The sequence below is a fragment of the Mesorhizobium sp. M1322 genome, from assembly GCF_040318085.1.
GTDB lineage: Bacteria > Pseudomonadota > Alphaproteobacteria > Rhizobiales > Rhizobiaceae > Mesorhizobium.
In genome coordinates, this window is the sequence record NZ_JAMYLP010000141.1 from 1 (window position 1) to 9,633 (window position 9,633).

The following is a 9,633-nucleotide window of genomic DNA, read 5'->3' on the forward strand; positions in this document are numbered from 1 at the left end:
CTTGGGCGCGCGGCCGCCGCCGCCGCGGCACCGGCCCCAAACGCGCGCCCAGTCCCGGGCGGGGCCGGCGGCCAGGCCCCCCCCCGCCTAGCCCGGCCTGGCGGCGCCGGGCGGCGGCGCCACGCCGGACGATCTCGAACGAGCCAGAACCCTCCTTTCAATCTGAAACATCTGGTCAACCCGAGACATTTGGCATGCGCGAAAAAACCAACAGAATAGCCTTCCAGGGCGAGCCGGGCGCCAATTCCGACACCGCCTGCCGCAACATGTTCCCTGATATGGAGCCGTTGCCGTGCCCGACTTTCGAGGATGCTTTCAACGCGGTCGAGACCGGCAAGGCCGACCTCGCCATGATCCCGATCGAGAACACGATTGCCGGGCGCGTCGCCGACATCCACCACCTCCTGCCGGAATCGAAGCTGCACATCGTCGGCGAATATTTCCTGCCGATCCATTTCCAGCTGATGGTCTTGCCGGGCGTCAGGCGCGACGAGATCAAGACCGTGCACAGCCATATCCATGCGCTCGGCCAATGCCGCAAATATATCCGCAAGAACGGTTGGAAGCCGATGGTCGCCGGCGACACGGCGGGCGCGGCCAAGCTGGTCGCCGGGCTGAAGGATCGCACCATGGCGGCGTTGGCGCCGGCGCTGGCGTCGACGCTCTACGGGCTCGATATCATCGAGGAGAATGTCGAGGACACCGACAGCAACGTCACCCGCTTCGTCGTGCTGACCAGGAACAGGCAGTGGGCAGAACGCCCTTCCGCCGACGCGAGGATGATGACGACGTTCATTTTCCGCGTCCGCAACGTGCCGGCCGCGCTTTACAAGGCAATGGGCGGCTTTGCTACCAACGGCATCAACATGACCAAGCTGGAGAGCTACCAGCTCGGCGCATTCACGGCGACCCTGTTCTATGCCGACATCGAGGGCCATCCCGACGATCCGCTGGTGAAGCTCGCGCTCGACGAGCTTGCCTTCTTCTCGCGCGAAATGCGAATTCTCGGCGTCTATCCGGCCAGCGAATCGCGCGAGCAATGGAAGGTGGCGGATTAGGACCCTTGCACGTCCTGAACCCAGCGCCTTGCCAGGTGACGAGCGTCGGGCGACATTCCTGCGATGTGGCTTCTGAAACTGACGCTCGCAGTCGCTGGATTGTATGCGGTCGTTGTCGCCGTGGTGTATGTGCTTCAGTCCTGGCTGATCTTTCCGGCCGGCCTCGCGGCGTTCGGACCCGATCTGCCGGCCGGGGCCCGCCATGTCGATCTGGCGACGGAGGATGGCGAGCGCGTCGTTCTGGTGCGCCTGCCGGCAAGACAGGCGGTGGCCGAGCCACGACCGCTCCTGCTGGGATTCGCCGGCAATGCCTGGAATGCCGACGCACTTGCCCTCATGCTGCACCAGCTCTTCCCAGAACATGAGGTCGCTGCGCTGCACTACCGCGGCTATGCGCCGAGCAGCGGAAGCCCGTCGGCCTCCGCCCTGTTCGAGGACGCCCGACGCGCCCATGACCACCTGGCCGCCGATGCCAAGGCCGGCATCGTCGCTATCGGCCTTAGCATCGGCGCTGCGGTTGCGGTCGATCTGGCGACGGCCCGGCCCCTGCGCGGCATCGTCATGGTTACGCCCTTCGATTCGCTGAAAGAACTCGCCGCTCACCACTATGCCTGGCTGCCGGTGCGCCTCTTGCTGCGGCACCACATGGAGGCGGCAGGATCCCTGCGCGACCTCGATGTGCCTACGGCGGTCATCGTCGCCGAGTACGACACCATCGTTCCTGCGGCACGTTCGGCACCTCTGCGCGAGGCTGCCCGTGATCTGCGCAGCCACATCGCCATAGCGGCTGGGCACAACGACCTCTATGGCCATCCCGACTTCGCCGGAGCGCTACGCGCCTCAGTTGCGGCGGTCATGCGCGATTGAAAAGCAGTCCCCGGATGTCGGAATCCCCGCGCGACATTCGTCCTTTGCTTGCCGCAATCGAAAAAAGGCGACGACGAGATGAGGAAACTGATCTCAATCAACTCCGTGACGTATGATGGCGTCATGCAATCATCCGGAGCCTTCCAATGACCCCCACCATCACCGCATTTGAACGGTCGCCCGATCGTGGCAGGGGGCTGGCGCGTGACATGCGCGTTCGCTGGGCGCTTGAAGAAGTCGGCCAGCCCTACAAGGTTCGTCTTGTTTCGTTCAAAGCGATGAACGAACCTGCGCATCGAGCACTCCATCCTTTCGGGCAGATTCCGACCTATGAAAAAGGCGATCTCGCCCTGTTCGAGTCGGGGGCGATCGTGTTCCATATCGCGGAGCGCCATGGTGGCCTGCTGTCAGACGAAGCGAATGCCAGGGCGAGCGCAATCTCATGGATGTTTGCCGCGTTAAACACCGTGGAGCCGCCGATCCTAGAGCGCCAAACCGCCGTGCTCCTGGAGCGCGACGAGACCTGGCACGAACAGCGCCTGCCTATGGTCGAGGATCGCATCCGTGACCGGCTGGGCGAACTTTCCGGTCGCCTTGGCGATGCCGACTGGCTCGATGGCGCGTTCAGCGCCGGGGACCTGATGATGGTGCACGTGCTGCTAAGGTTGAGCGGGTCGGGTATTCTGGACGAATATCCGAACCTCTCCGCCTATGTCGCCCGCGGCGAAGCCCGGCCCGCCTATAAGCGTGCTTTCGCCGCTCAACTGGCGGTTTTCACAGGCAAGTCACCAACTTAACTCAGCGGCGCGTAGTCGATCTCCAAAAAAGCCTCGACTTCCGGGATCCAGCGGTCGCGGACGAAGGCGACGTGGTCGGGATGGTCGTTATAGCCTGAATAGGCGGCCTGGTCGGCGAACTCCATCGAGAAGCCGAAGCGATAATCGTTCTTCGGGCTGACCTGCCGCAACTGCTCGAACTTTTCAACGCCCGGTATCGCCGCCAGTATCTTCGCATCAGCGAGGAATTTTGCCTCCTCGGCCGAGCTCTCCTCGTGCTTCAGCCTGAACACCACTGTGTGACGGATCATTTCGCTCCCCTATGAGTTTTGCGCGCTGTCGGCCCAGGCGCGAATGAGGTTGTAGGCGATCGCCCCTTTCGGCGGCGTGACGAGGCCGCCCGGATGCTCGCGGGCCAGCATCGAGAGCACCTCGTCGCGAAAGAACCAGCGGCAGTCCTCCAGCTCGTTGAGGTCGGCCTGGATGTCGTCGTTGAGCGGTTCGCCGAAACAGCCGATCATCAGCGAATAGGGAAACGGCCAGGGCTGGCTGGCATGGTAGACGACGCGGCCAAGTCTGATGCCGGCTTCCTCCAACGTTTCACGGCGCACCGCCGCCTCGATCGTCTCGCCCGGTTCGATGAAGCCGGCAAGCGCCGAATACATGCCCGGCGCGAAATGGCGGCCGCGGCCAAGCAGGCATTTTTCGCGCGTCACCGTCAGCATGATCGCCACCGGGTCGGTGCGTGGAAAATGCTCGGTGGCGCAGGCCGGGCAAAGCCGCTTGTAGCCGCCGGCCCGCATTTCGGCTTCAGCACCGCATTTGCTGCAGAAGCGGTGGCTCGCATGCCAGGCGAGCAGCGCTGCTCCTTGCGCCATCGCGCCGGCCGCCGCTTCGTCGATCAGCCCCTGCATATAGACCGAGCGATAGTCGATGGCCTTGATCGTCTCCGGCAGTTGTTCGGGATCGAGCCCGGCCGGCACGGCGAGCACCGGCCCGCTGTCGGAAAAACCGAGCAGGACGCCATGGTCGAGCAACACCTGGAGCGGCTGGCTTTCCTCGGCGCCGAACCAGGGATCGAAGCCGCCATCCCTGAGCTTCAGGTAGAGCCGCCCGCCATGCATCAGCAATAGCCTGGCTGAGGGATCGGCGAGTGCCTTTTCGACGGAATCATCGGCGCGGTTTTCCGATTGCCGGTCGATCATGTTGCCGGCGAAGCCGACGAACTGGCTCGGCTCGCGCAAGGGCGCGTCAAACAGGCGGAAGCTCATGGGGTCTCAACTTCAGGATGGACACGGGACAGGCTTATAGCGCCGCCTTTACCTGTTGCGCAAACCGGCGAAGGTCGGATCGCTGATAGGGTTCGCGCATGCCGTGCCCCCACACCGGGCCCGGCCAGCCGGGATCGCCTTCCGAGCGGGCGATGACGTGGACATGCAACTGACGAACGATGTTGCCGAGTGCGCCGGTGTTGATCTTGGTGCAGCCGCTCACCCTCTTCAGCGCCTGCGCCACCATATTGGTCTCGAAGGTCAGCATAGTCTGGTCGAGCGGCGTCAAATCGTGGATTTCCTCCACGCCCGGCCGCTGCGGCACCAGAAGCAGCCACGGCCAGCGGCGATCGTTCATCACCCGCAACTCGCACAGGCCGAGCCACATCAACTGTTCGCTGTCCGCCTCCAGACGAGCGTCCAGCGTGAATCCGGCCTTGAGGCCCGGCAACATCGGCGTTCCTTCACTTTTGTCTTGTTTTTTATACTTTTGAACGCTAGAGCGGCTGCCGGTGGCCCGCAAGAGGCAGCAAGCGAATCGTTGCTTTGTGACGGCAGTTATGCTAATGGTTTGGGCATAGTGCTGATTTGCGCCAATGACCCGCCCCGAGGCGGGTTTTTTGTTTCAGCTTTCGGCGCCACTCCCGGCTGATTGATCCTGCGCCCTTGCATTTCATCGCCGAATTGCCGATATGGAAAGCGGGAGGTTGGTGGTGGACGGTCCACTCGCCAACCGGGTCAGGTCCGGAAGGAAGCAGCCCTAACGAGCCCGGAACGGGTCATTGTTCCAGCCTCCCACCTCTTCGCCTTTCTCCCGCGACATTGACGGCGCCAAGCCCTGCGGGCGAAACTATGCGCAGGAATCGGCCGCCTGCAGGCGCGGCCCTTGGAGCTTTACGGGCGAATGAGCGAAGCCGGAAATTCGGGAACGGAAAAGGCCGCCGCCTATCGCGTTCTGGCGCGTAAATACCGTCCTGCGAATTTCTCCGAACTGATCGGCCAGGAGCCGATGGTTCGCACCCTCACCAACGCCTTCGCCACCGGCCGCATCGCCCAGGCCTGGATGCTGACCGGCGTGCGCGGTGTCGGCAAGACGACGACGGCGCGCATTCTGGCGCGGGCGCTCAACTACAAAACCGCCGCCGTCGACCAGCCTTCGGTCGACCTTGCCATGCTGGGCGAGCATTGCCAGGCGATCATGGAAGGCCGCCATGTCGACGTCATCGAGATGGACGCCGCCTCGCATACCGGCATCGACGATATCAGAGACATCATCGAGCGCGTGCGCTACGCGCCGGTGTCGGCGCGCTACAAGGTTTACATCATCGACGAAGTGCACATGCTCTCGACGCAGGCCTTCAACGGCCTGCTGAAGACGCTGGAAGAGCCGCCGCCGCACGTCAAATTCATCTTCGCCACCACCGAAATCAGAAAGGTTCCGATCACCGTTCTGTCGCGCTGCCAGCGCTTCGACCTCAGGCGTATCGATGCCGGCACGCTGGTCGCGCATCTCTCCTCGATCGCCGGCAAAGAAGGCATTGCGGTCGACGACGACGCGCTGGCGATGATCGCCCGTGCGGCCGAAGGATCGGCGCGCGATTCGCTGTCCATACTCGACCAGGCGATCGCCCATGGCAGCGGCGCTGTCAGCGCCGAAGCGGTGCGCGCCATGCTCGGGCTCGCCGACCGCGCCCGCATCGTCGACCTGTTCGAACATGTGATGAAGGGCGACGTCGCGGCCGCACTGGCCGAGTTCCGCAACCAGTACGACACCGGCGCCGATCCGGCCGCGGTGCTGACCGACTTGGCCGAGTTCAACCATCTCGTCACCCGGTTGCGCTTCGTGCCGACGGCCCTCGATGACGCGTCGCTGTCGGAGGACGAGCGCTGGCGCGGCGCCGATTTCGCCAAGGCGCTGTCGGTCAGAGTGCTGTCGCGGACCTGGCAGATGCTGTTGAAAGGCATTCCCGAGGTGCAGTCCTCCAACCGGCCGGTCAGTGCCGCCGAAATGGTGCTGATCCGGCTGGCGCATGCCGCCGACCTGCCGACACTGGATGAGGCGCTGAAATCGCTGGAGGCCGGAGCGTCGGTGCCGAATGGCTCGCCGCGCTCGAATGGTGCGCCCGCAAGCTCTGTGGTCGCAAATCACGGCCCAGCCAGTCCCGGTCCAGTAAGTCCCGGAAATGGCGGCGCCGGCGCTGCTGCGCAGACGCGGATGCCGACGGCCAATGGCGGCGCGCAGACCATGCGGCTGGTCGAACCCGAGCCGATGCCTGCAGCCTTCGTTCCGGCGCCGGAGCCGGTCGCGGATGCGCCGCCGGTGCCGGTGAAGTCGCTGGCCGACATAGTCGCCCTCGCCGACGCCCAGCGCGACGTGGCCTTCAAGGTGCTGGTGAAGCGCTGCGTGCGTCTGGTGCGCATCGAGCCGGGCCGCATCGACGTCAGCCTGACCGATGACGCGCCGAAGATGCTGCTCAACGATCTGACCGCCAAATTGCGCGCCTGGACCGGCCGCAGCTGGCTGGTCTCGCTGTCAAAGGAAGAGGGCGGCCAGACGCTGGCCGAGATGGAATCGACCAAACGCGAAAACGCCCTCCTCGACGCCAAGAGCGACCCGACCGTCGCCGCCATCCTGGCGCGTTTTCCCGGCGCCAAGGTCATCGACGTGCGCATTCCCGACGCACCGGAAGCCGATGCGGTCGAGGCTGACCTGCCGGTCGAGCCGGCGGCGGACGACGACGAAACCTAAGCATGATCCCGAAAAGTGGGAGCCGGTTTTCGGAGAAGATCATGCTTAAACAAGAAACAGATCAATCGAAGAGGACCACGCGATGAAAGATCTTCTCGGCCTGATGGGCAAGGCGAAGGAAATGCAGGCCAAGTTCCAGGCCATGCAGGACGAGATCGCCACGCTCGAAGCCACCGGACAGGCCGGCGGCGGCCTGGTCAACGTGACGCTGACCGGCAAATTCGAGATGAAGTCGCTGAAGGTTGATCCGTCTCTGTTCAAGGAGGACGAGATCGAGATCCTGGAGGATCTGCTTCTCGCCGCCCACAATGACGCCAGGGCCAAGGTCGAGCAGATGATGCAGGAAAAGACGCAGGCACTGACCGCGGGGCTGCCGATACCGCCGGGAATGAAGCTGCCTTTCTAGCAATACTCAGCGGCCGCCATGACCGAAGAACCATCAGCCAGGCTGATAGGGCAGCGCGTCCGAAACAGGATCTATGAGATATTGGAAATCCTGGCCGATTGCGACGTCGGCGTGGATCTGGTTGGAATCAGCGGCTATCTCGATTTGTTCGACGATTTCATCCATCGCCCGTCGAACGAATCCCGCATGTCGGTCCTGTCGAAGGATGAACGTGCCATCGGTGCTGGAAATCGCCCATCTTCTAGAAGCTGCCTGCGCGGCTACCCCCGATTTCACGAAGGCCGAGTTCGTCGAAAGCGTCTGGCCGCTGCAGATTGCACCGAAAGCAACGGACGCACGGATGCTGTTCCTGCAACGCGGGCTGTTTTCGGAGGAGTTCGATGAGGCCGAACCCGGGCAACGGGTTCGTACCGTCAGTCAGTTAAATCTGCGCCTCTATCGGGTGTGTCTATTCCGCCACTTTCCACTTAACAACGCTTTAGCCATCTTTTTGCCTGAAAGTGTCTCATTCTTGCCGCAACCAGGGGCGGGCTGGCGACAGAATGAGGGGATATCTTTGATCGGGACCCGATGGAAGACGCCGTTGTTGCTCGGCGTCATCACCTCTCCGCTGTTTTTGGCCGCCTGCAGTCAGACCACCTCGCACGGCCTGTCCGTGGCCAGCCTGGCCGATGCCGTCAGGTCCCGGCCCTACAGCCACACAGCGAAGGACAAGGAGTGCCTCCAGCGCGCGATGTTCTTCGAATCCAACCGGTCGAGCCGTGACGGCATGATTGCCGTCGGCACGGTGGTGATGAACCGGCTGCGCTCCGGCAAGCACGGCACCACCATCTGCCAGGTGGTCGGCGAGCGCGGTCAATTCGCGCCGGGCGTGATGACACGGCGGATGAATTCGAAGGCGATGCCCGATGTCGAGGAAGCCGCCGAGGCGGTGCTTAGGGGCGAGCGCAAGGCCAAGCTGAAGAACACGATGTTCTTTCACACCGCCGGCCTGCGTTTCCCCTACAAGAACATGCACTACACCATGGTTGCCGGCGGCAACGCCTTCTATGAAAAGCGCGGCCGGAACTGGAAACCTTTGCCGGACGAGCCCACGGTCGCGGTGGCACAGTCCACAGCGCGGACGTCGGCGCGCGCCGCACCAGTGACGCTCGTGGCCTCCGCGGCGCCGGTCGCCAAGGCAAAATTCGCCAAGGCAACCTATGTGACCGCGGTCGCACCGCAACCGGCAAAGGCTACTCTGGAGAAGGCGACGCCGGAGAAGGCGACGCTTGTGGCGATGCAAGAGCCGATGCAGGAGCCGGATGCGGCCCGTTTCGGCGGCACCGCCGGTGCGCAACCTGTCACGTCATTCCCGGCGGCGCCGGCCGAGCCGACGATGTCGTTTGAATCGACACCCGAGAACACCGACGCCATCGGTGCGATGATCGCCGGCCAAAGCCGGCCGCTGGAGGCATACTGAGGCGATCGACCGTCGACGTCGGCGCCGCCCCTCATCTGCCTGCCGGCATCTTCTCCCCGTGGAGAAGGGGCTGGCCGCAACCTTGGCACCTTTCCTGCGCGCTTGAGATTGGCGAAATCTTTTGCGAAGGCGCCCTTTCTCCCCGTCACTATACGGGAAGAAATGCCCGGCAGGGCAATGAGGGGCAGCGGAAACCTGAGCGATTGTTTCGCGGCAGCCGCGCCGCGGAAGTGTTCCAAAGCGCGCGGAAAAATCCTAAACCAATGCGATGTCGAAGCGAATCGCCGGTCCCGAGATCGAACGCCTGATCCAGCTTCTGGCCAAGGTGCCGGGGCTCGGGCCCCGTTCGGCCAGGCGGGCAGCGCTTCACCTCATCAAGAAGAAGGAGCAGTTGCTGTCGCCGCTCGCCGCCGCCATGAGGGAGGCGGTCGACAAGGTGCGCATCTGCTCGACCTGCGGCAATGTCGATACGTCCGACCCCTGCATGATCTGCACCGATCCACGCCGCGACGCCGGCACGCTGATCGTCGTCGAGGACGTGGCCGACCTGTGGGCGCTGGAGCGGGCGGCCGCTATGAATGTCCGCTACCACGTGCTCGGCGGCTCGCTGTCGCCGCTCGACGGCATCGGCCCAGAGCAGCTCAACATCCGATCGCTGGTCGACCGTGTCGCCGGCGGCGAGGTCAAGGAGGTGATCCTTGCCGTCAACGCCACGGTCGAGGGCCAGACCACCGCGCATTATCTCACCGATCAATTGTCCGGCTTCGACATCAAAGTAACGCGGCTGGCGCATGGGGTACCGGTCGGCGGCGAACTCGACTATCTCGACGAAGGCACGCTGGCCGCGGCGCTACGCTCGCGGACGGCGTTTTGACGTTGGGGGAAGGGGCGCTATTGAGATGATTGCATTCCTTCGCGCCCCCGTCTGTCCTGCCGGACATCTCCCCCACAAGGAGGGCTTTGCACGGGAGCCGAAGTTTGGCGCAGATGGCGCGTGGGGCGTTTTTTGAACCGCAATCGAGCCACATTGGCCCGGTTTGCGGG

At 63.8% G+C, this 9,633-nt stretch carries 11 protein-coding genes and 1 other RNA gene; 9 read left to right on the plus strand and 3 right to left on the minus strand.

Translation table 11 applies throughout. From position 1 onward, the window contains the following. Positions 1 to 194: 194 nt before the first annotated feature. The 3 genes from NKH12_RS28845 (at position 195) to NKH12_RS28855 (ending at position 2,722) form a co-directional block, all read left to right on the plus strand. Positions 195 to 1,058 (plus strand): prephenate dehydratase, encoded by an 864-nt coding sequence (locus NKH12_RS28845; protein WP_352956238.1) that lies wholly within the window; start codon positions 195 to 197, stop codon positions 1,056 to 1,058. Positions 1,059 to 1,121: 63 nt separating this feature from the next. Next, on the plus strand, positions 1,122 to 1,925 hold the full coding sequence (locus tag NKH12_RS28850) for an alpha/beta hydrolase (RefSeq protein ID WP_352956239.1): 804 nt from the start codon (positions 1,122 to 1,124) through the stop codon (positions 1,923 to 1,925). A gap of 146 nt (positions 1,926 to 2,071) precedes the next feature. Next, complete coding sequence (locus tag NKH12_RS28855) at positions 2,072 to 2,722, plus strand: glutathione S-transferase family protein (protein WP_352956240.1); 651 nt, start codon at positions 2,072 to 2,074, stop codon at positions 2,720 to 2,722. On the opposite strand, the gene NKH12_RS28860 is transcribed toward NKH12_RS28855, so the two are convergent. Genes NKH12_RS28860 through NKH12_RS28870 form a run of 3 tightly spaced genes read right to left on the minus strand, consistent with a single transcriptional unit; the run spans position 2,719 to position 4,426 of the window. Further along, positions 2,719 to 3,012 (minus strand): Dabb family protein, encoded by a 294-nt coding sequence (locus NKH12_RS28860; protein ID WP_352956241.1) that lies wholly within the window; start codon positions 3,010 to 3,012, stop codon positions 2,719 to 2,721. The genes NKH12_RS28855 and NKH12_RS28860 overlap by 4 nt on opposite strands. A 9-nt stretch (positions 3,013 to 3,021) precedes the next feature. Then, positions 3,022 to 3,972, minus strand: a complete 951-nt coding sequence (gene nudC, locus NKH12_RS28865) for an NAD(+) diphosphatase (RefSeq protein ID WP_352956242.1) — start codon at positions 3,970 to 3,972, stop codon at positions 3,022 to 3,024. A gap of 34 nt (positions 3,973 to 4,006) precedes the next feature. Then, on the minus strand, positions 4,007 to 4,426 hold the full coding sequence (locus NKH12_RS28870; protein ID WP_352956243.1) for an HIT domain-containing protein: 420 nt from the start codon (positions 4,424 to 4,426) through the stop codon (positions 4,007 to 4,009). A 248-nt stretch (positions 4,427 to 4,674) separates the two neighbouring features. On the opposite strand from NKH12_RS28870, the gene ffs reads away from it, so the two are divergent. The 6 genes from ffs to recR all read left to right on the plus strand — a co-directional run bounded on the left by ffs (position 4,675) and on the right by recR (position 9,463). Then, positions 4,675 to 4,771, plus strand: an RNA gene (gene ffs, locus NKH12_RS28875) — signal recognition particle sRNA small type. A 105-nt stretch (positions 4,772 to 4,876) separates the two neighbouring features. Beyond that, entirely contained in the window at positions 4,877 to 6,721 is a 1,845-nt protein-coding gene (locus NKH12_RS28880; protein ID WP_352956244.1) for a DNA polymerase III subunit gamma/tau, read from the plus strand. Between the two features lie 82 nt (positions 6,722 to 6,803). Then, positions 6,804 to 7,127, plus strand: a complete 324-nt coding sequence (locus tag NKH12_RS28885) for a YbaB/EbfC family nucleoid-associated protein (protein WP_352956245.1) — start codon at positions 6,804 to 6,806, stop codon at positions 7,125 to 7,127. 18 nt (positions 7,128 to 7,145) lie between these two features. After that, positions 7,146 to 7,511, plus strand: a complete 366-nt coding sequence (locus tag NKH12_RS28890) for a hypothetical protein (RefSeq protein ID WP_352956246.1) — start codon at positions 7,146 to 7,148, stop codon at positions 7,509 to 7,511. A 172-nt stretch (positions 7,512 to 7,683) separates the two neighbouring features. Beyond that, entirely contained in the window at positions 7,684 to 8,589 is a 906-nt protein-coding gene (locus tag NKH12_RS28895; RefSeq protein WP_352956247.1) for a cell wall hydrolase, read from the plus strand. A gap of 268 nt (positions 8,590 to 8,857) precedes the next feature. Next, positions 8,858 to 9,463, plus strand: coding sequence for a recombination mediator RecR (gene recR, locus NKH12_RS28900; RefSeq protein ID WP_352956248.1), 606 nt, complete (start codon positions 8,858 to 8,860; stop codon positions 9,461 to 9,463). Positions 9,464 to 9,633 lie beyond the last annotated feature (170 nt).

Excerpts from the sequence above, each read along its gene's own strand:
- NKH12_RS28845 (WP_352956238.1), top strand. The coding sequence starts at position 195 with ATGCGCGAAAAAACCAACAGAATAGCCTTCCAGGGCGAGCCGGGCGCC.
- NKH12_RS28850 (WP_352956239.1), top strand. The coding sequence starts at position 1,122 with ATGTGGCTTCTGAAACTGACGCTCGCAGTCGCTGGATTGTATGCGGTC.
- NKH12_RS28855 (WP_352956240.1), top strand. The coding sequence starts at position 2,072 with ATGACCCCCACCATCACCGCATTTGAACGGTCGCCCGATCGTGGCAGG.
- NKH12_RS28860 (WP_352956241.1), bottom strand. The coding sequence starts at position 3,012 with ATGATCCGTCACACAGTGGTGTTCAGGCTGAAGCACGAGGAGAGCTCG.
- nudC (WP_352956242.1), bottom strand. The coding sequence starts at position 3,972 with ATGAGCTTCCGCCTGTTTGACGCGCCCTTGCGCGAGCCGAGCCAGTTC.
- NKH12_RS28870 (WP_352956243.1), bottom strand. The coding sequence starts at position 4,426 with ATGTTGCCGGGCCTCAAGGCCGGATTCACGCTGGACGCTCGTCTGGAG.
- NKH12_RS28880 (WP_352956244.1), top strand. The coding sequence starts at position 4,877 with ATGAGCGAAGCCGGAAATTCGGGAACGGAAAAGGCCGCCGCCTATCGC.
- NKH12_RS28885 (WP_352956245.1), top strand. The coding sequence starts at position 6,804 with ATGAAAGATCTTCTCGGCCTGATGGGCAAGGCGAAGGAAATGCAGGCC.
- NKH12_RS28890 (WP_352956246.1), top strand. The coding sequence starts at position 7,146 with ATGACCGAAGAACCATCAGCCAGGCTGATAGGGCAGCGCGTCCGAAAC.
- recR (WP_352956248.1), top strand. The coding sequence starts at position 8,858 with ATGTCGAAGCGAATCGCCGGTCCCGAGATCGAACGCCTGATCCAGCTT.